16 protein-coding genes are annotated in these 19619 nt (G+C 64.9%); 12 read left to right on the plus strand and 4 right to left on the minus strand.

Features of this window, described 5'->3' with window-relative positions; genetic code table 11:
• Nucleotides 1-112 precede the first annotated feature (112 nt).
• From AWB76_RS30370 to pyrF, 11 genes are all read left to right on the plus strand, one after another.
• On the plus strand, nt 113-1042 hold the full coding sequence (locus AWB76_RS30370; RefSeq protein WP_061163806.1) for an IclR family transcriptional regulator: 930 nt from the start codon (nt 113-115) through the stop codon (nt 1040-1042).
• Complete coding sequence (locus AWB76_RS30375) at nt 1039-2013, plus strand: 2-dehydro-3-deoxygalactonokinase (RefSeq protein ID WP_061163807.1); 975 nt, start codon at nt 1039-1041, stop codon at nt 2011-2013. Before AWB76_RS30370 ends, AWB76_RS30375 begins: the two co-directional genes overlap by 4 nt.
• 15 nt (nt 2014-2028) lie before the next feature.
• Nucleotides 2029-2706, plus strand: coding sequence for a 2-dehydro-3-deoxy-6-phosphogalactonate aldolase (locus AWB76_RS30380; RefSeq protein WP_061163808.1), 678 nt, complete (start codon nt 2029-2031; stop codon nt 2704-2706).
• Nucleotides 2703-3479 carry an SDR family oxidoreductase gene (locus AWB76_RS30385; protein WP_061163809.1) on the plus strand — a complete coding sequence of 259 codons (777 nt, stop codon included), beginning with the start codon at nt 2703-2705 and terminating at the stop codon, nt 3477-3479. Before AWB76_RS30380 ends, AWB76_RS30385 begins: the two co-directional genes overlap by 4 nt.
• 123 nt (nt 3480-3602) lie before the next feature.
• Nucleotides 3603-4610, plus strand: coding sequence for an arabinose ABC transporter substrate-binding protein (locus tag AWB76_RS30390; protein WP_061163810.1), 1008 nt, complete (start codon nt 3603-3605; stop codon nt 4608-4610).
• A gap of 56 nt (nt 4611-4666) precedes the next feature.
• Nucleotides 4667-6181, plus strand: coding sequence for an L-arabinose ABC transporter ATP-binding protein AraG (gene araG, locus AWB76_RS30395; RefSeq protein ID WP_061163811.1), 1515 nt, complete (start codon nt 4667-4669; stop codon nt 6179-6181).
• Nucleotides 6182-6199: 18 nt separating this feature from the next.
• Complete coding sequence (araH, locus tag AWB76_RS30400) at nt 6200-7216, plus strand: L-arabinose ABC transporter permease AraH (protein WP_061163812.1); 1017 nt, start codon at nt 6200-6202, stop codon at nt 7214-7216.
• Nucleotides 7217-7889: 673 nt separating this feature from the next.
• The gene (locus tag AWB76_RS30405; RefSeq protein ID WP_061163813.1) at nt 7890-8681 is read left to right on the plus strand and encodes an SDR family NAD(P)-dependent oxidoreductase; all 792 of its coding nucleotides are present in this window, start codon (nt 7890-7892) and stop codon (nt 8679-8681) included.
• Entirely contained in the window at nt 8672-9559 is an 888-nt protein-coding gene (locus tag AWB76_RS30410; protein ID WP_061163814.1) for an SMP-30/gluconolactonase/LRE family protein, read from the plus strand. Before AWB76_RS30405 ends, AWB76_RS30410 begins: the two co-directional genes overlap by 10 nt.
• A gap of 90 nt (nt 9560-9649) precedes the next feature.
• On the plus strand, nt 9650-10753 hold the full coding sequence (locus AWB76_RS30415; protein ID WP_061163815.1) for an aldose 1-epimerase: 1104 nt from the start codon (nt 9650-9652) through the stop codon (nt 10751-10753).
• 68 nt (nt 10754-10821) lie between these two features.
• Nucleotides 10822-11634, plus strand: a complete 813-nt coding sequence (gene pyrF, locus AWB76_RS30420) for an orotidine-5'-phosphate decarboxylase (protein WP_061163816.1) — start codon at nt 10822-10824, stop codon at nt 11632-11634.
• A gap of 8 nt (nt 11635-11642) precedes the next feature.
• Here the strand turns inward: pyrF and AWB76_RS30425 are convergent, their stop codons facing one another.
• The 4 genes from AWB76_RS30425 to thiL are packed head-to-tail and all read right to left on the minus strand — an operon-like array spanning nt 11643 to nt 17015.
• Nucleotides 11643-14957: a DEAD/DEAH box helicase gene (locus AWB76_RS30425; RefSeq protein WP_061163817.1), complete on the minus strand. Its 3315-nt coding sequence runs from the start codon at nt 14955-14957 to the stop codon at nt 11643-11645.
• Nucleotides 14958-14973: 16 nt separating this feature from the next.
• Nucleotides 14974-15474: a nicotinamide-nucleotide amidase gene (gene pncC, locus AWB76_RS30430; RefSeq protein WP_061163818.1), complete on the minus strand. Its 501-nt coding sequence runs from the start codon at nt 15472-15474 to the stop codon at nt 14974-14976.
• A gap of 28 nt (nt 15475-15502) precedes the next feature.
• On the minus strand, nt 15503-16036 hold the full coding sequence (locus AWB76_RS30435) for a phosphatidylglycerophosphatase A family protein (RefSeq protein WP_208606630.1): 534 nt from the start codon (nt 16034-16036) through the stop codon (nt 15503-15505).
• A complete protein-coding gene (gene thiL / locus AWB76_RS30440; protein ID WP_061163865.1) occupies nt 16026-17015 on the minus strand; it encodes a thiamine-phosphate kinase in 990 nt (329 codons plus the stop codon). Before thiL ends, AWB76_RS30435 begins: the two co-directional genes overlap by 11 nt.
• 241 nt (nt 17016-17256) lie before the next feature.
• On the opposite strand from thiL, the gene AWB76_RS30445 reads away from it, so the two are divergent.
• Complete coding sequence (locus tag AWB76_RS30445) at nt 17257-19551, plus strand: NADP-dependent malic enzyme (protein WP_061163819.1); 2295 nt, start codon at nt 17257-17259, stop codon at nt 19549-19551.
• The last annotated feature ends 68 nt before the right edge of the window (nt 19552-19619 follow it).

A 19619-nucleotide genomic window follows, 5' to 3' on the forward strand; every position in this document is an offset into this window, starting at 1 on the left:
CGATCGCACGCCCGCGCTCGCGGGATTTTTCGCACGATTCGTACGCTCGTTCCATCGGGAGCGCGCTGATGTGCGCCCTCCATCGCGCATCGTGATCGACGAGCCTCGCGCCATGACCAAATTCCAGCATCCTGAAACCGACATCGTCGACGCGAGCGGCTCGCGCGCCAAGCCCAACGGCGCGAGCGGGACGAAGCACATGCCCGATCCCGACGCCATCGCGCTGCCGAGCGCACTCGTCGATATCACGCCGCAGCAGGCCGGCACGCAGACGCTGCTGCGCGGCCTCGCGATTCTCGAAGCCGCCGCGAACGGCGCCCGCGATCTGCGCGCGTTCGGCGCGGCGCTCGGCACGACGCGCAGCACGACGCATCGGCTCGTCAGTTCGCTCGTGCAGGCGCGCTATCTGCGCCAGGTGCAGGGCGGCTATCTGCTCGGGCCGAAGCTCATCGAACTGGGCACGATCGCGCTCGAACAGATGCCGCTCACGACGGTCGCCCGTCCGCACCTGCAGGCGCTCGCCGAGCACACGCACGACACGATTCACCTCGGCGTGCGCGACGGCGACGACGTCCTCTACATCGACAAGATTCCCGGCACGCGCGGCCTCGAGATGCGCTCGCGCGTCGGGCACCGGATGCCGCTCGCGTCGACGGGCATCGGCAAGGCGATGATGCTCGACCTCGAAGCGAACGCGTGGAAGAGGCTGCTCGACGCGTCGCATCGCGTGCTCTCGAAAACGAGCTTCAAGCCCGACAACCGCCCCGACTTCGACACCTTCCAGCAGCGCATGACGCGCTATTCGCAAGGCGGCTTCACCTTCGATCTGGAAGAGAACGAGGCGTCGATCCGCTGCGTCGCCGCGCCGGTGCGCGATGCGTCGGGCGCGATCGTCGCGGCGTTGTCGGTGGCGAGCACGATTCCCTATATGCCGCATGAACGCATGGAAGAACTGATACCGGTCGTGCAGCGCGAGGCGCGCGCGATCTCCGAGGAACTCGGCTGGCGTGCGCCGCAAGCCGCACGCAGGATCAAGCGATGAACGCACCTGACTCCACGCCCGCGCTCATCGCGCTCGACTGGGGCACGACGTCCCTGCGCGCCTATCTGCTCGGCGCCGATGGCCTCGTGCTCGACTCGCGTGCATCGTCGGCGGGCATCATGAATCTGCCCGCGGGCGGCTTCGATCAGACGTTCGAGGAAACCTGCGGCGCGTGGCTCGATGCACACGCGGCGCTGCCCGTCATCGCGGCGGGCATGGTCGGCAGCGCGCAGGGCTGGGTCGAAGCGCCTTACGTGGAAACGCCCGCAGGCGCCGATGCGCTCGTCGCGGGCATCGTTCTGGTGAAGGCGGCGCGCGGCGTCACGGTGCACGTCGTGCCGGGCGTGCTGCAGCAAGGCGTGCTGCCCAACGTGATGCGCGGCGAGGAAACGCAGATCTTCGGCGCGCTGGCGAGCGAGCCGTCGCTCGGGGCATCGGGCGGCGCGCTGATCGGACTGCCGGGCACGCATGCGAAATGGGCGTTCGTCGCCGATGAGCGCGTCGAGCGTTTCTACACCTTCATGACGGGCGAGACCTTCGGCGCGCTGCGCGATCACACGATCCTCGGCCGCACGATGCATCCGGCCGCGACGCACGACGAACAGGCGTTCCTGCGCGGCGTCGATACGGCGCGCGATGCCGGTCATCCCGGCGTGCTCGCGACGATCTTCAGTACGCGCACGCTCGGCCTCACGGGCCAGTTGGGCGCGGAGCAGCAAGCGGATTATTTGTCGGGACTGTTGATCGGCCATGAATTGCGCGGGCTGAACGAAGTGCTCGCGCGCGAACGTTCCGCGCTCACGGGCAAGACGCTGCGCCTGATCGGCAACGATGCGCTGTGCAACCGCTATCGCGCCGCGCTCGCACGCTTCGGCTGCAACGATGCCGCCACGGTCGCGCAGGCGACGGAGCACGGTCTTTATCGAATCGCCGCGCTGGCCGGGCTGGTCGCAGCCGTGCGCGCCGCCTGAGAAGGAGTGACAACGATGCAGCCTCCCATCAATCTGCCCGCGCCCTACGGCATGCACGCCGGTCTCGCGAAGGCGTTCGCCGCGTGCCCGCTGATCGCGATTCTGCGCGGCGTCACGCCCGCCGAAGCCGCCGATCATGGCCGCGCGCTGTACGAAGCGGGCTTTCGCATCGTCGAAGTGCCGCTGAATTCGCCGCAGCCGTTCGACAGCATCGCGGCGATCCGTCAGGCGCTGCCCGCCGATGTGATCGTCGGCGCGGGAACGGTGCTGCATCCGAGTTACGTCGACAGCGTGAAGGCCGCGGGCGGCGAACTCATCGTGATGCCGCACAGCGACGCCGATGTCGTGCGCGCCGCGAAAGCGCAAGGTCTCGCCTGCGCGCCGGGCGTCGCGACGCCGAACGAAGCGTTTCTCGCGCTGAAGAACGGCGCGGACGTGCTGAAGATGTTTCCCGCCGAGCAGCTCGGCCCGACGATTACGAAGGCCTGGCGCGCGGTGATCGCGAAAGAAGTGCCGCTCGTGCCGGTCGGCGGCATCGCGCCGGACAACATGGGGCCGTTTCTGAGCGCGGGCGCGAACGGCTTCGGTCTCGGATCGGCGCTGTACAAGCCGGGCCAGAACGCGGACGTGACCGCGCGGCACGCGAAGGCGTTCATCGACGGACTGGCGCTCGCGCGAGGCGAAGCGAAATGAACCGCCTCGCCGGCAAGGTCGCGATGGTCACGGGCGCGGGACGCGGCATCGGTGCGGCGATCGCGCTGGCGTTCGCGCGCGAAGGCGCTCGCGTCGCGCTGGCGGAGCTGGACCTCGGCACGGCATCGGCGACGGCTGAGCGCATCGGACAGGAAACCGGCGCGGACGTGATCGCGGTGCGAACCGATGTGACGCAAAGCGCATCGGTGAAGGACGCCGTTGCGCGGACCGAAACCGAACTCGGCGCGCTCGACGTGCTCGTGAACAACGCGGGCATCAACGTGTTCTGCGATCCGCTCACGATGACCGACGACGACTGGCGCCGCTGCTTCGCCGTCGATCTCGACGGCGTGTGGAACGGCTGCCGCGCGGTGCTGCCCGGCATGGTCGAGCGCGGGCGCGGCAGCATCGTGAATATCGCGTCGACGCACGCGTTCAAGATCATTCCGGGCTGCTTTCCGTATCCGGTGGCGAAGCACGGCGTGATCGGCCTCACGCGCGCGCTCGGCATCGAATACGCGCCGAAGAACGTGCGCGTGAATGCAATCGCGCCGGGTTACATCGAAACGCAACTGACGCTCGACTGGTGGAATTCGCAAGCCGATCCGAAGGCCGCGCGTCAGGCGACGCTCGATCTTCAGCCGATGAAGCGCATCGGCGAGCCGCGCGAAGTCGCGATGACGGCGGTGTTCCTCGCATCGGACGAAGCGCCGTTCATCAACGCGAGCTGCATCACGGTGGATGGCGGGCGATCCGCGCTGTACCACGACTGAGACGACAAGAATGACGCACTGGCCGCGGTGCGGCATCACCCCAAAAGAAGACACGGCCACACACACTTCGTAGCGCCCGCACGCGGGCATTGTTCGACATCGGAAAAAGTCAGGAGACAAAAAATGAAACGCAGACTGTTCCTCACGCTGATTGCCGCCGCCACGGCCACGAGCGCGTCCATGATCGCGGCGCCGGTCGCGCAGGCCGCCGACGAAGTCAAGATCGGCTTTCTCGTGAAGCAGCCCGAAGAGCCGTGGTTCCAGGACGAGTGGAAGTTCGCCGAAATCGCGGCCAAGGAGAAGGGCTTCACGCTCGTGAAGATCGGCGCGCCGTCGGGTGAAAAGGTCATGAGCGCGATCGACAACCTCGCCGCGCAAAAGGCGCAGGGCTTCATCATCTGCACGCCGGACGTGAAGCTCGGGCCGGGCATCGTCGCGAAGGCGAAGGCGGACAAGCTCAACATGATGACGGTCGATGACCGCCTCGTCGACGGTTCCGGCAAACCGATCGAATCCGTGCCGCACATGGGCATTTCGGCGTACAACATCGGCAAGCAGGTGGGCGACGGCATCGCCGCCGAAATCAAGAAGCGCGGCTGGGACATGAAGGATGTCGGCGCGATCGACGTCACTTACGAGCAGTTGCCGACCGCGCATGACCGCACGAGCGGCGCGACCGATGCGCTCGTCGCCGCCGGTTTCCCGAAGGCGAACATCGTCGCGGCGCCGCAAGCCAAGACCGACACTGAGAACGCGTTCAACGCAGCGAACATCGCGCTCACGAAGAATCCGCAATACAAGCACTGGGTCGCCTACGCGCTCAACGACGAAGGCGTGCTCGGCGCGGTGCGCGCAGCGGAAGGCCGTGGCTTCAAGGCGGACAACATGATCGGCATCGGCATCGGCGGATCGGATTCGGCGCTGAACGAGTTCAAGAAACCGAACCCGACGGGCTTCTACGGCACCGTCATCATCAGCCCGAAGCGCCACGGCGAAGAGACGTCCGAACTGATGTACGCGTGGATCAAGGACGGCAAGGCGCCGCCGCCGCTCACGCTCACGACCGGCATGCTGGCGACGCGTGAAAACGTGGCGTCGGTGCGTCAGCAGATGGGACTGGCATCGAACTGAGTCTTTCGTGTGGAAAGCGGGCCGCGCGTGCGGTCCGCTGAAGAATAGGAGGCGATGTGTCAGCGACGCTGCGTTTTGACAATATCGGCAAGGTGTTTCCAGGCGTGCGCGCGCTCGACGGCGTGTCGTTCGACGTCAACGCCGGCGAAGTTCACGGCCTGATGGGCGAGAACGGCGCGGGTAAATCGACCTTGCTCAAGATTCTCGGCGGCGAGTATCAGCCCGATTCGGGGCGCGTGCTCATCGACGGAAACGAAGTGCATTTCGCGAGCGCGGCCGCTTCGATCGGCGCGGGCATCGCGGTGATTCATCAGGAATTGCAGTACGTGCCGGATCTGACGGTGTCCGAGAATCTGCTGCTCGGCGCGCTGCCGAACCGGCTCGGCTGGGTCGACAAGCGCGCGGCCAAGGCGCACGTGCGCGAGCGGCTCGCGGCGATGGGCGTCGATCTCGATCCGAATGCGAAGCTGCGCAAGCTCTCGATCGCGCAGCGGCAGATGGTCGAAATCTGCAAGGCGCTGCTGCGCAACGCGCGCGTGATCGCGCTGGACGAGCCGACTTCATCGCTTTCACATCGCGAGACGGAAGTGCTCTTCAAGCTCGTGCGCGATCTGAAGGCGGACAAGCGCGCGCTGATCTACATCTCGCATCGCATGGACGAGATTTACGAGTTGTGCGACGCATGCACGATTTTCCGCGACGGCCGCAAGATCGCGTCGCATCTGTCGCTCGCGGACGTGCCGCGCGAGACGCTCGTGCAGGAAATGGTCGGCCGCGAGATCAGCGACATCTACAACTATCGCGCGCGCCCGTTGGGCGACGTGCGTTTCTCCGTGAAGAACGTGCAGGGCGACGCCTTGAGCGCGCCCGTGAGCTTCGAGGTGAAGCGCGGCGAGATCGTCGGATTCTTCGGGCTCGTCGGCGCGGGACGCAGCGAGCTGATGCATCTCGTCTACGGCGCGGACAAGAAGAAGGACGGCGCGTTGTGGCTCGACGGCAAGGAGATCAAGGTCCGCAGCACCGGTGAAGCGATTCGCCACGGCATCGTGCTGTGTCCGGAGGACCGCAAGGAAGAGGGCATCGTCGCGATGGCGACCGTCGCCGAGAACATCAACATCTCGTGCCGGCGTCACTATTTGCGCGGCGGGCTGTTTCTGGATCGCAAGAAGGAGGCGCAGACGGCCGAGCGCTTCATCCAGTTGCTGAAGATCAAGACGCCGAGCCGCAAGCAGCGCATCCGTTTTCTGTCGGGCGGCAATCAGCAGAAGGCGATTCTGTCGCGCTGGCTCGCGGAGCCGGATCTGAAGGTCGTGATCCTGGATGAACCGACGCGCGGCATCGACGTCGGCGCGAAGCACGAGATCTATAACGTGATTTATCAGCTTGCCGAGCGCGGCTGCGCGATCGTGATGATTTCGTCGGAGTTGCCGGAAGTGCTGGGCGTGTCCGACCGGATCGTCGTGATGCGGCAGGGGCGCATTGCGGGCGAACTGGCGCGTGAGAAGGCGAGCGAACAATCGGTGTTGAGCCTTGCGCTGCCGCAGGCGGAAACCGTCGCGCAGGCGGCATAGAGACAAGAGGAGCGAATCATGGAAGCAAGAGAAAACATCGTGGGGCAGGCGACGGAAACCGTCGCGAACGCGCTGATCCCGCAAAAGAACGACAAGCAGAAGTGGTGGCAGCAGATCACGGAGTACAGCCTGATCGTGATTTTCATCGTTATGTTCCTGACGATGTCGCTGACCGTCGATCACTTCTTTTCGATCGAGAACATGCTCGGTCTCGCGCTGTCGATCTCGCAGATCGGCATGGTCGCGTGCACGATGATGTTCTGCCTCGCGTCGCGTGACTTCGACTTGTCGGTCGGTTCGACGATCGCGTTCGCCGGCGTTTTATGCGCGATGGTTCTTAATGCAACGGACAACACGGCCATCGCGATCGTCGCGGCTGTGGCTGCGGGGGCGGTGATCGGATTCGTGAACGGCGCGGTGATCGCCTATCTGCGCATCAATGCGCTGATCACGACGCTGGCGACGATGGAGATCGTGCGCGGGCTCGGGTTCATCGTGTCGCATGGGCAGGCGGTGGGCGTGTCGTCGGATACGTTTATTGCGCTCGGCAGTCTGTCGATGGTCGGGATTTCCCTGCCGATCTGGGTGACGCTTGCGTGTTTCATCGTGTTTGGCGTATTGCTCAATCAGACGGTGTATGGACGTAATACATTGGCGATCGGCGGAAATCCCGAGGCTTCGCGGCTCGCGGGTATTAATGTCGAGCGCACGCGTGTGTGGATCTTTTTGATTCAGGGTGCGGTTACCGCGCTGGCAGGCGTCATTCTGGCTTCGCGGATTACGTCGGGGCAGCCGAATGCGGCTCAGGGCTTCGAGTTGAACGTGATTTCTGCGTGTGTGCTGGGCGGCGTGTCGTTGCTCGGCGGGCGCGCGACGATTTCCGGCGTCGTGATCGGGGTGCTGATCATGGGCACCGTCGAGAACGTCATGAATCTTTTGAATATCGATGCGTTTTATCAGTACCTCGTGAGAGGGGCGATTTTGCTTGCTGCTGTTTTGCTCGATCAGTTGAAGAATCGTGGGGCGCGGGATTGATTCGACTTTTCTTTTTTCGTGGAATCCTGAGTTCTTTGCGGTCTATTAGCACTGCCCCTGTGCGGGGCGGCAGTCACTTTCTTTGCTGCTGCAAAGAAAGTAACCAAAGAAAGCAGCTCGATACGCCCGCGGTCACACGCACGTTGGGTAGTGCTCTCGTCCCAGGCGGCACTCGCCTAAAGAGTGCCCTCAAACACCCCATTGGGCTTGGCTCGTGCACGGTCTGCCACATCGCGCCGCACAACACACTGGTTCAGCACCAAATAGCTCCAGCCCGCTTCGCGGCCGACCGGTCAATCGGGGACGCACGTACCTCTTTGCTAACACTTCCATCTCACTGCGTCTGCCGCAAGTTGGTTTCCTTAACAGACCCTGCGGCAGCGCGCAGCGCTGTGCCGGAACTCTTTCGTGCTGGTCCAGCGCCTTGAAACGACTGGCTTGTCAGACCGTGCGCGAGCCAAGCCCGGTTAGTCCTTCGAGGGCACTCTTTAGGCGAGGGCCGCCGAGGACGAGAGAACTACTCAAACTACGTGTGACCGCGGGCCTGAAAAGCTGCTTTCTTTGGTTACTTTCTTTGCAGCAGCAAAGAAAGTGACTGCCGCCCCGCATAGGGGCAGCGCAAATAGACCGACGCGAAATCAGGATTCACGAACGACGCGAGACAAAAGACACAATGCCAACGACAGAGAAAAAGACCTTAGCAAGATACCCAAGCCTGGAAGGCAAAACCGTCCTGATCACCGGCGGCGCCACCGGCATCGGCGAAGGCTTCGTCGAACATTTCTTCGACCAGAACGCGAAAGTTGCCTTCTTCGACATCGACACGGATGCCGGTGAAGCCCTCGCCGATCGCCTCGGCGCTGCGCTGCAGCAAGGCCAGACTCGCCCGATGTTCCTCAACGTCGACCTCACCGACATCGACGCATTGCGAAAAGGCATAGCCGATGTAAGAGCCGCGTTCGGCCCCATCGGCGTGCTGGTGAACAACGCCGCGAACGACAAACGCCACGCAATCGAAGACGTCACGCCCGAATCCTACGATGCAGGCATCGCCGTCAACATCCGTCACCAGTTCTTCGCGGCACAGGCCGTCATCGATGACATGAAACGCCTCGGCGGCGGCTCCATCATCAATCTCGGCTCCATCAGCTGGATGCTCAAGCAAGGCAACTTTCCCGTCTATACGACGTCGAAATCGGCGGTGCAGGGCATGACGCGCGGCCTCGCGCGCGATCTTGGCAAGTTCGGCATTCGCGTGAATACGCTCGTGCCCGGCTGGGTCATGACCGAGAAGCAAAAGCGTCTCTGGCTCGACGAGGCCGGCAAGGAAGCCATCAAGCAAGGCCAGTGCATAGATGGGGAATTGCTCCCCGCGCATCTCGCGCGCGCGGCGCTCTTTCTCGCATCGGATGACAGCAGCATGATCACGGCGCAGGACATGATCGTCGACGGAGGATGGGCCTGATGAATCCGATTCGCGCGCAACTCTTGATCGACAGCCAGTGCTCGCTCGGCGAAGGCGCGACGTGGTGCGCCGCGAGCGGCCGCTTCTGGTGGACCGATATCGAAGGCCAAAAACTGTGGCGCTACGATCCGCGCGACGGCGCAAGCGAATCGTTCGCGATGCCCGAACGGCTCGCCTGCTTTTCGCCATGCGCCGACGCGCGTTTTCTGCTGCTCGGTCTCGCGTCGCGGCTCGCGTTCTACGAAATCGCGACGGGCAAGATCGAAACCATCATGGAAGTCGAAGCCGATCTGCCGACGCGCCTGAACGACGGCCGCTGCGACCGCGAAGGGCGCTTCGTCTTCGGCACGAAACACGATGTCGACGATGCGCAGCCGATCGGCGCGTTTTATCGGCTGAACGGCGATCTGTCGCTCGAAAAACTGCCGCTCGGACAGTGCGCGATCTCGAACAGCATCGGCTTTTCGCCGGACGGCGCGACCATGTACTACTGCGATTCGCCCACGCGCGAGATCCGCGTGTGCGACTATCCGAGCTTCGACAACGACCGCGTGTTCGTCGAACTGAGCGATGCGAGCGGCGTGCCCGACGGCTCGATCGTCGATGCCGATGGCGGACTGTGGAACGCGCAGTGGGGCGGCGCGCGCGTCGTGCGTTACGCGCCCGATGGCCGCGAGACGGCGCGCATCGACGTGCCGAGCGCGCAGCCGAGTTGCGCCGCGTTCGGCGGCGCCGACTTCGCGACGCTGTATGTGACGAGCGCGCGCATCGGTCTTACCGATGACGCGCTGCAAAGCGATGCGCACGCAGGCGGCGTGTTCGTCGCGACGCCCGGCGCGCGCGGCGTCGCGGAAGCCGTATTTGCGGGCAAGGCGTAACGAAAAAGGAGTGAGGCGGCGCGCAATCGACGCGTCGCCCGACATGCCCCGGCGATGCCGGGTTTTTCGCCTCTCGATGGAGCACGAGTCATGGCTGTCGCACGCACAGAGCAAAGACCGAATCCTGCATCGACGTCCAACGCCCAGGCGAACGCCCGCCGTTCGCGGCTGGCCGCCGCCACCGAACCACCGATCCGTCCCGGACCGAGCACCGCCGTCGTCGCGATGGGCGGGCAGAACGTCGAAGGCTGCATCACGCTCGCCAATCCGCATTTGAGGCTCGAACTCGCGCCGTCGCTCGGCGGCGGCATCACGCGCTTCGACTGGCGGCACGAAGGCACGCTCGTGCCGATCTTCCGGCCGTGCGTCGCGCCGGGTCCGGACACCGATCCGAACCAGCTCGCGTGCTATCCGCTCCTGCCGTATTCGAATCGCATCGGCAATGGGCACTTTCAGTTTTCCGGACGTTCCATCGACGTGCCGTGCAATCGCGCGGGCGAGCCGCTGCCGCTGCATGGCGACGGCTGGCTCGGCGCGTGGGAAGTCGCGGAAGAAGCGTCCACGCGCGTGCGTCTGACGCTCGATCGCAGCGACGGCAAGCCGTATGCCTTTCGCGCCGCGCAGACTTACGCGCTCGAAGAGGCGACGCTCGTCGTCACGCTCGATGTCGAAAATACCGGCGACGAAGCGCTGCCGTTCGGCCTCGGCCTGCATCCATTTTTGATGCGCGAGCCGGACACGGAGTTGTCGGCGGCGGCGGGCGGCGTGTGGCTGTGCGGCGACGACTGGCTTCCCGTGCGGCACGTGCCGGCGCCGCCTGCGTGGCAATTCGGCGTCGCGTATCCGATGCCATCGGAAATGGTCAACAACGCGTTCACCGGATGGAGCGGCCGCACGAGCGTGCTGTGGCCGAAGCGCCGGCTTTCGCTGACGATCGCCGCCGATACCGACTACTACGTGCTGTACGCGCCGCCTGGCGAGAGCTTTTTCTGCTTCGAGCCGGTCGATCATCCGATCAACGCGGTGAATCTGCCCGGCGGCGGCGAAGCGAACGGCATGACCGTGCTCGAACCGGGCGAGCGGCTGTCGCGCGAATTCCGCTTTACGGTCGAGCGCACCGGCGAGGCGACGCGGCGTGGCCGGCCGCGCACGCGGGCAGGGGCGAAGGCGCGCGCTCGGGACGCGTCGCGTTGATCCGTGCGGGGAAGCGGCGCCACGCACGTTAAAATGCGTGGCATCGACGTTTCCAAGACTTTCCCGCCATGTCCTTTATCGAATCGCTCAACGCCGCGTGGTCGCGGACTCAATCGCTTTTGTGCGTCGGCCTCGACCCCGAGCCCGCCAAATTTCCCGGCGAGCTCAAGGGCCGCGCCGATGCGATCTTCGAGTTCTGCAAGACCATCGTCGATGCGACCGCGCCGTATGCGTCGTCGTTCAAGCCGCAGATCGCGTACTTCGCGGCGCATCGCGCGGAGGATCAGCTCGAAGCGCTGATCGCGCATATCCACGAGCAACACGCCGGCATTCCGGTGATTCTCGATGCGAAGCGCGGGGATATCGGCAGCACGGCGGAGCAGTACGCGAAGGAAGCGTTCGAGCGCTACAACGCGGATGCCGTCACGGTCAATCCGTACATGGGTTTCGATTCGATCGAGCCGTATCTCGCGCATGAAGGCCGCGGCGTGATCGTGCTGTGCCGCACGTCGAACGCGGGCGGCTCCGATCTGCAATTCCTCACCACCGACGGCAAGCCGCTGTATCAGGTCGTCGCGCAGCTCGCGGCCGGCAAATGGAACGCGAGCGGCCAGCTCGGATTGGTCGTCGGCGCGACGTTTCCGAAGGAAATCGAAACGGTGCGAGGGATCGTCGGCGATATGCCGCTCTTGATTCCGGGCATCGGCGCGCAGGGCGGCGATGTCGAAGCGACCGTGCGCGCGGGCCGCACCGCGAACGGCACGGGCATGCTGATCAATTCGTCGCGTGCGATCATCTACGCCGGCAGGGGCGATGATTACGCGCAAGCGGCGGCGGAAGCGGCGAAGAAGACGCGCGATACGATCAATCAGTACCGGTAACGCTCAGGTCAGCCGCCGGGCAGCGGCGCGAACAACGCGTCGATGTCCTCGGCGGAAAACTTCTCCACCGCGCGGGAATCTTCCGACAGAATGCCCGCCGCGAGCGCCGCCTTGCGCTCCTGCATCTCCAGAATCCTTTCTTCGATGCTGCCGGCCGCGACGAGCTTGTACACGAACACAGGCTTGTCCTGCCCGATGCGGTGCGCCCGATCCGTCGCCTGATTCTCGGCCGCCGGATTCCACCACGGATCGTAGTGAATGACGGTATCGGCCGCCGTCAGATTCAGTCCGACGCCGCCCGCCTTCAGGCTGATCAGGAAGATCGGCGCCTCGCCCGCCTGAAAGCGCCGCACCGGCGTCTTGCGGTCGGCGGTCTCGCCCGTCAGCGTGACGTATGCGAGACCGGCTTCGTCGAGCGCGGCGGCGATGATCGCGAGCATGCCCGTGAACTGCGAGAACACGAGCACGCGCCGTCCTTCCTCGATGAGTTCCGGCAGCATGTCCAGCAACAGCGCGAGCTTCGCCGATCCCGGCGCTTTCCCCGCGCGCGGCAGCTTGACGAGCGACGGATCGCAGCAGACCTGCCGCAGCTTCAATAGCGCGTCGAGCATCAGGATGTGGCTGCGCGCGAAACCTTGCTTCGCGATCGCGTCGCGCACCTTCTTCTGCATCGCGGCGCGCACGGTCTCGTAGAGATCGCGCTGCGCGTCTTCGAGCTCGACGCTGCGCACGATCATCGTCTTCGGCGGCAATTCGGTCGCGACTTCGTCCTTGCGCCGGCGCAGCATGAACGGGCGAATCCGGCGCGCGAGCAGATCGCGGCGCGTCGTGTCGTTCTGCTTTTCGATCGGCTTGCGCCAGCGAGCGGTGAAGTCCTTTTGCGAGCCGAGAAAGCCGGGCAACAGGAAATCGAACTGCGACCAGAGTTCGCCCAGATGATTCTCGAGCGGCGTGCCGGTGAGACACAGCCGATGCCGCGCCCTCAACGTGCGAATGACGCCCGCCGCCTTGCTCGCCGCGTTCTTCACATATTGCGCTTCGTCGAGTATCAGCAAGTGAAAGTCGTGCTGCGACAAAGCTTCCTGATCGCGCCAGACGAGCGGATAGGTCGTGATGACGAGATCGTGCTGCGCAATCTCCGCGAAGCGTTCGTGGCGCAGCGGGCCGTGCAGATCCAGCACGTTGAGCGCGGGCGCGAAACGTTGCGTTTCCTCGGTCCAGTTGTTGACGAGCGTGGTCGGCACGACGATCAGCGCCGGCTGCGCGAGCCGGCCCGCTTCCTTCTCGACGAGGATATGCGCGAGCGTCTGAATGGTCTTGCCGAGTCCCATGTCGTCGGCGAGTACGCCGGCGAGATCGTGTTCGCGCAGGAACTGCATCCATTCGACGCCCTCGCGCTGATAGTCGCGCAAGCGCGCTTGCAGGCCGCGCGGCGCGTCGATCCTGCGCGGTCCGGCGGCATTGCGCAGCCGTTTCGCGAGTTCGATGACCGACGCATCGCCGTCGAACTGCCAGCGCAGCGTTTCATCGGCTGAGGCAAGACGGCCGGCTTCGAGTGCAGAGAGCCGCAGCGGCGTGTCGGCGTTCGGGGCGACGCGGTCGAACAGGTCGATCAGCGCGCGCACGAGCGGTTTGATCCGCGCGGCGCGCAGCATGAAGCGCCTGCCTTCCTGCGTGCGGAATTCGACGGCATGCGTATCGTCGATGGCATCGAGCGCGCCGTTCAGCCAGCGGCGATCGCGGGCGAAAAGTTCGGCGAGCAAGAGTTCGAGCCGCACGCGCTCGCTTTCGACCGTGATGCCCAGTTCGAGATCGAACCAGCCGTTCTCCGACGCGCGCGCGGTCGCGTCGATCGCCTCGACTTCGACGACGTCGAAACGTGAATTGGGCACGATCTCCACGCGCCAGCCGGCTTCACGCAGCGCCGGCACCTGATCGGCGACGAATGCCGACCACGCGTCGCGCGCGGGCATGATGAAGCCGCCCGCGTACGGCGAGTCGTCGCGATCGAGCTGCGCGCCGGAAATCGACTTCAATCCGCATTGGGCGAGCCGCGCCGAACACGCGTTTTCCATCTCGCTCCGGCGCGCAATGCGGACGAGTGCGCCGTCCGCGAGCCGCACGAGCACGTCGGGACTGTTTGCCGCGATCGGGACGCCGCCGTAATCGAAATCGAGCCGCGCGATGTCGAGCTCCAGCGCGGGCATGCTCAGCTTGCGCGGCGCGTCGAGCGGCAGCGTGTCGAGCGTGAGCACGGGAACGGGCGCCGCGTCGATCATGCGCATTCCCGAGTCGCCTTCGGCGGGCGGCATCGGCAGTTCGGGTGCGAATTCCGCGAGCGCCGCGCGGACCGCGTCTGCTTCGTCCAGCGTGAGCACCGGCATCGACAGATAGTCGGCGAGAAGCTCGTCGGGAATCGGCGCGTCGACGACGCCCGTTTCGTTCGTGACGATGTCGACGTAGAGCGCCGGCTCCGTCGGCAGCACGACGTTGGATTGCGGCTCGGTTTCGAGCGACGCGAAGATCATGTCGTCGCCATGCGGAATCCATTCGATGTTCCCGCGACGGGCGGCGCCCTCGCGCAGCGGCTCGGCGAGTCGCGCATTGCGGAGGTCCGGCTCGAAGTAGAGGCGGCCCGTCGCGAGCATCATCTGCCAGACGATCGCGCCTCGCTTGCCGGTCACTGCGCGGCCGTCGCCCGAGAGACCGCGCTCGTTTCTGAGCCCACGAACGATGGCGTCGTCTTCCCGGGTGACGAATTTCGGCGGATTGTTCCACGCGGCGAAGTTCGGATACCACGTTTCGGTCGCGCGGATGTCGCCGTTGACGCCGAGCCGCGCCTTCAACATCGTGATGTCGAAAGACAGTGTCTCGCGCACGGACGGCACGAGCACGTAGAGAATCCGGTAGCTTGCGCCCGTCGCGGGCCGGGCCGCTTTCGCTTGCGCTTGCCGCGTCGCCTGAACTTTGGCTCGAAAGCTCGCGAGCCACTGTTCGACTTCCAGGCTCACGCCGGTCCGGGCGGCGGCTTCTTCGCGCTCCAGATAGGCGAGCAGCGTCGCCGCGACGTGCTTGCATTCGTACCCCACGGGGCACGAGCAATAGCCGCGCGGCCGATCTTCCCTGAAGGAAATCTCGACCGTGTACGGCAGCGGCTGCGTACCGGGCACCCGCGCGCGCAGGATCTTTCCTGTCCAGCCGATATCGCGCACGACGTGAACGTAGTCGAGCGCCTTGCCGATCGTCCGGGCGCCCATCCAGCGGATCACCTCGTCCTTGCTGAAGCTGACGGCATCCGCCGGACTTTCGATGCGTTTGTTCATGCGATTCAGCCGTGCCTCACCGCTCGCGCTGATCCAGAAACTCCAGCAGCTTGCGCAATGCGTGCGCGGCGGCCTGCGTTCTCACCTGCTCGCGGTCGCCCTTGAAATGCTGCGTCTCGATCTGCGTATGCAGACGATTGCTCCAGCCGAAGCACACGGTGCCCACCGGCTTCGCCTCGCTGCCGCCCGCCGGCCCCGCGACACCCGTGATCGACACCGACACCTGCGCGCGGCTGTTGCGCAGCGCGCCTTCGGCCATCGCCTTCGCGACCGGTTCGCTGACCGCGCCGTGCTGCTCGATCAGCGTCGCGGGCACGCCGATCATCTCGATCTTCGCCAGATTCGAATACGTGACGAAGCCGCGCTCGAACCACACGCTGCTGCCCGAAATATCCGTGATGGCGGTCGCGACCATGCCGCCCGTGCACGATTCGGCGGTCGTGAGCATCAGCCCTTCGTCGCGCAGCTTGTTGCCGACGCGAATCGCAAGTTGGTGAACGACAGTGTCGGTTGGCATGGCGATGTTCTCGAAAAGTTGGACGGACTCAGACGGTCATGCGCCAGAGCGCGATCACGAGCAGCGAGAAGAACGCCGCGACGAGATCATCGAACATGATGCCGAAACCGCCTTTCAAACGGCGATCGAAATAACGGATGGGCGGCGGCTTCACCATGTCGAAGAAGCGGAACACGATAAACGCCCACAATTGCCCGGTGAAGGTCGCGGGCGTGACGAGCAGCAGCACGAGCCAGAACGCGATGATCTCGTCCCACACGACCGGCGACGGATCGTCGGTGCCCAGCTTCTTCGCGGTGAAGCCGGTGAACCAGCATCCGGCGATGAAACCGGCGACGATCAGCGCGCCCCATTCCGCGACCGTCAGATGCGGATTGAACACGACGAACGACACCCACGCGAACAGCGTGCCAACCGTGCCCGGCGCGAGGGGCGACAGCCCGCTGCCGAAGCCGAGCGAAAGAATATGAAGCGGATGGTCGAGCATGAAGCGCGCGCTTGCCTTGCGCGGCTTGCTGCGCGGAGCGGTCGAGTCGCCCGCGAGCGTGGGGTCAGTCTGCATGGAAATGATCGAAGCCTTGCAACGTCAGAGAGAGCGGGGCGCCCGAGGCATCGCGCCAGGCGATGCCCGGCGCACCGGATGGCTCGATTGTACCGATGCGCGTCAGCGGGACTTTCACGTTCGTCGCGATAGTCGCGAGCGCGGCGCGCGCCTCGACGGGCGCGGTGAAGCAGAGCTCGTAGTCGTCGCCGCCCGCGAGCGTGCACTGGCGGCGCGCGGCTTCGGGAAGCGCGCGCACGGCGTCCGAACACGGCACGGCGTCGGCATCGACGGCGGCGCGCACGCCCGAGCGCTTCAGGATGTGCATGAGATCGCCCGCGAGGCCATCGGAAATATCGAGCGCCGCGTGCGCCACGCCGCGCAATGCGATGCCCAACGCGACGCGCGGCTCCGGGCGCTCCAGCGCGCGACGCCAGTCGCAACCTTCCGGCGCGCGCCATTCGCCGCGAATCGCGCCGAGGCCCGCGCGGGCATCGCCCAACGTGCCCGACACCCAGATGTCGTCGCCGGGCCGCGCGGCATCGCGACGCAATGCCGCACCCTGCGGCACGTCGCCGAACACGGTGATGCAGATGTTGAGCGGACCGCTCGTCGTATCGCCGCCGATGAGCGCGCAGTCGTGACGCTCCGCAAGCGCGAAGAGACCGTCGCTGAACGCCTGGAGCCACGCTTCGTCGGCGCGCGGCAACGCGAGCGCGAGCGTGAACGCGTGCGGCGCGGCGCCCATCGCGGCGATGTCGGAAAGATTCACCGCGAGCGCCTTGTGGCCGAGCGCGTACGGATCGACATCGGGAAAGAAATGACGGCCTTCGACCAGCATGTCCGTCGATATGGCGAGCTGATGGCCGATGGGCGGCGCGATGAGCGCGCAGTCGTCGCCGATGCCGAGCGGCCGAGCAGCCTCGTCGTCATGACGTGGCGAAGGCGCCGTCGCGCGGCGTGCAAAGAAACGGTCGATCAGAGAAAACTCGGAGAGCATCGTCGGCGATTGAGGTTGATTGTTGCGATGCACGATGAAAACGGAGCGCCCAAAAAAGCCGCGCTCTATCCCGGAAATACTCGGCCGATGCTCGCGAAGGCTTGTCGCACGGAGCGATCAGACGTTTTCCGGTCATGGCACTTGTAGCCGAAATGCATGGAGCGCCGTCCGAAACCGCGACTGAATGGCGCTACAATGCGTTCGAACTTCCATTCTAATTCCCGCACTGCTAGCCCGCCTTATGACGACCGACGCCAATACCAAGTTGCGCGAAGCTGCGCTCGACTATCACGAATTTCCCGTTCCCGGAAAGATCGCGATTGCTCCCACCAAGCAGATGATCAACCAGCGCGACCTCGCGCTGGCGTACTCGCCGGGCGTCGCGTTCGCGTGTGAAGCGATCGTCGAAGATCCGCTGAACGCCGCGCGCTTCACCGCGCGCAGCAATCTCGTGGGCGTCGTGTCGAATGGCACGGCCGTGCTCGGCCTCGGCAACATCGGGCCGCTCGCGTCCAAGCCGGTCATGGAAGGCAAGGCCGTGCTCTTCAAGAAGTTCGCCGGCATCGACGTGTTCGATATCGAGCTGAACGAAAGTGATCCGCACAAGCTCGTCGACGTGATCGCCGCGCTCGAACCCACGTTCGGCGGCATCAATCTGGAAGACATCAAGGCGCCGGACTGCTTCATCGTCGAGCGCGAATGCCGCAAGCGCATGAAGATTCCCGTCTTCCACGACGACCAGCACGGCACGGCCATCGTCGTCGCGGCGGCGGTCACCAATGGTTTGAAGGTCGTCGGCAAGAGCATCGGCGAAGTGAAGCTCGTGGCGTCCGGCGCGGGCGCGGCGGCGCTGGCGTGTCTGAACCTGCTCGTCGATCTCGGCATGAAGCGCGAGAACATTTTCGTGACGGACCTGGCCGGCGTGGTCTACAAGGGCCGCACGGAACTGATGGACCCGGACAAGGAACTGTTCGCTCGTGAAACCAGCGCGCGCACGCTCGCCGAAGTGATGGAAGGCGCGGATGTGTTCCTCGGCCTGTCCGCGGGCGGCGTGCTCAAGCAGGACATGGTCAAGCAGATGGCCGCGAAGCCGCTGATTCTCGCGCTCGCGAATCCGACGCCGGAAATCCTGCCGGAACTCGCGCTCGAAGTGCGTCCGGACGCCGTGCTCGCCACTGGCCGCACGGACTATCCGAATCAGGTCAACAACGTTCTCTGCTTCCCGTTCATCTTCCGTGGCGCGCTCGACGTCGGCGCGACCGTCATCACGAAGGAAATGGAAATCGCAGCCGTGAACGCGATCGCGGAACTCGCGCGTCAGGAGCAGAGCGATATCGTCGCGACGGCGTATGGCATTCAGGATCTGTCGTTCGGCCCGGAATATCTGATTCCGAAGCCTTTCGATCCGCGTCTGATCGTGAAGATCGCGCCGGCTGTCGCGAAGGCCGCGATGGATTGCGGCGTGGCGACGCGTCCGATCGAGGACATGGAAGCCTACGAGCAGCATTTGCAGCAGTTCGTCTATCACAGCGGCACGACAATGAAGCCGATCTTCCAGCTCGCGCGCAGCGTCGAGCCGGAGAAGAAGCGCATCGTGTTCGCGGAGGGCGAGGAAGAGCGCGTGCTGCGCGCGGTGCAGATCGCCGTCGATGAAAAGATCGCGAGGCCGATTCTCATCGGCCGTCCGGCGGTCATCCAGCAGCGCATCCAGAAGTTCGGCCTGCGTCTCGCGCCGGGCGTCGATTTCACCGTCGTCGATACGGATCACGACGAGCGTTATCGCGATTTCTGGCAGTCGTACGCGAAGATGATGGCGCGAAAGGGCATCAGCCAGCAGATGGCGAAGCTCGAAATGCGCCGCCGCACGACGCTGATCGGCGCGATGCTCGTGCAAAAGGGCGAAGCCGACGGCATGATCTGCGGCACGGTGAGCACGACGCATCGTCACCTGCACTTCATCGATCAGGTGATCGGCAAAAAGGAAGGTGCGAAGGTCTACGCGGCGATGAACGCGCTCGTGTTGCCCGGCCGCCAGATTTTCCTGGTCGATACGCACGTGAACGTCGATCCGACGCCCGAGCAGCTCGCCGAAATCACGATGCTCGCGGCGGAAGAAGTGAAGCGCTTCGGCATCGCGCCGAAGATCGCGCTGCTGTCGCATTCGAACTTCGGCACGAGCAACGCGCCGACCGCGCAGAAGATGCGCGACGTGCTCGCGATCCTCAAGGAGCGCGCGCCGGATCTGGACGTGGACGGCGAAATGCACGGCGACGTCGCGCTCGATGCGCGTCTGCGCAAGGAAGTGCTGCCGGAATCGACGCTCGAAGGCGACGCGAACCTGCTGATCCTGCCGAACATCGACGCGGCCAATATCTCGTACAACCTGCTGAAGACGGCGGCGGGCAGCGGCATCGCGATCGGGCCGATTTTGCTCGGCGCGGCCAAGCCGGTTCATGTGCTCACTTCATCGGCAACGGTGCGCCGGATCGTCAACATGACGGCGCTGCTGGTGGCGGACGCAACGGCGGCGCGCTGATCCCGGTTTCGATGTGAGGTGAAAGCGGCGGGCTTGCTCGCCGCTTTTCTTTTGTGGGGGCGAAAAAA

The organism is Caballeronia temeraria (genome assembly GCF_001544795.2).
Lineage (GTDB): Bacteria > Pseudomonadota > Gammaproteobacteria > Burkholderiales > Burkholderiaceae > Caballeronia > Caballeronia temeraria.

What these genes read in the sequence shown, in the direction of transcription:
- AWB76_RS30370 (WP_061163806.1), top strand. Translation starts at nt 113, where the DNA reads ATGACCAAATTCCAGCATCCTGAAACCGACATCGTCGACGCGAGCGGC.
- AWB76_RS30375 (WP_061163807.1), top strand. Translation starts at nt 1,039, where the DNA reads ATGAACGCACCTGACTCCACGCCCGCGCTCATCGCGCTCGACTGGGGC.
- AWB76_RS30380 (WP_061163808.1), top strand. Translation starts at nt 2,029, where the DNA reads ATGCAGCCTCCCATCAATCTGCCCGCGCCCTACGGCATGCACGCCGGT.
- AWB76_RS30385 (WP_061163809.1), top strand. Translation starts at nt 2,703, where the DNA reads ATGAACCGCCTCGCCGGCAAGGTCGCGATGGTCACGGGCGCGGGACGC.
- AWB76_RS30390 (WP_061163810.1), top strand. Translation starts at nt 3,603, where the DNA reads ATGAAACGCAGACTGTTCCTCACGCTGATTGCCGCCGCCACGGCCACG.
- araH (WP_061163812.1), top strand. Translation starts at nt 6,200, where the DNA reads ATGGAAGCAAGAGAAAACATCGTGGGGCAGGCGACGGAAACCGTCGCG.
- AWB76_RS30405 (WP_061163813.1), top strand. Translation starts at nt 7,890, where the DNA reads ATGCCAACGACAGAGAAAAAGACCTTAGCAAGATACCCAAGCCTGGAA.
- AWB76_RS30410 (WP_061163814.1), top strand. Translation starts at nt 8,672, where the DNA reads ATGGGCCTGATGAATCCGATTCGCGCGCAACTCTTGATCGACAGCCAG.
- AWB76_RS30415 (WP_061163815.1), top strand. Translation starts at nt 9,650, where the DNA reads ATGGCTGTCGCACGCACAGAGCAAAGACCGAATCCTGCATCGACGTCC.
- pyrF (WP_061163816.1), top strand. Translation starts at nt 10,822, where the DNA reads ATGTCCTTTATCGAATCGCTCAACGCCGCGTGGTCGCGGACTCAATCG.
- AWB76_RS30425 (WP_061163817.1), bottom strand. Translation starts at nt 14,957, where the DNA reads ATGAACAAACGCATCGAAAGTCCGGCGGATGCCGTCAGCTTCAGCAAG.
- pncC (WP_061163818.1), bottom strand. Translation starts at nt 15,474, where the DNA reads ATGCCAACCGACACTGTCGTTCACCAACTTGCGATTCGCGTCGGCAAC.
- AWB76_RS30435 (WP_208606630.1), bottom strand. Translation starts at nt 16,036, where the DNA reads ATGCAGACTGACCCCACGCTCGCGGGCGACTCGACCGCTCCGCGCAGC.
- thiL (WP_061163865.1), bottom strand. Translation starts at nt 17,015, where the DNA reads ATGCTCTCCGAGTTTTCTCTGATCGACCGTTTCTTTGCACGCCGCGCG.
- AWB76_RS30445 (WP_061163819.1), top strand. Translation starts at nt 17,257, where the DNA reads ATGACGACCGACGCCAATACCAAGTTGCGCGAAGCTGCGCTCGACTAT.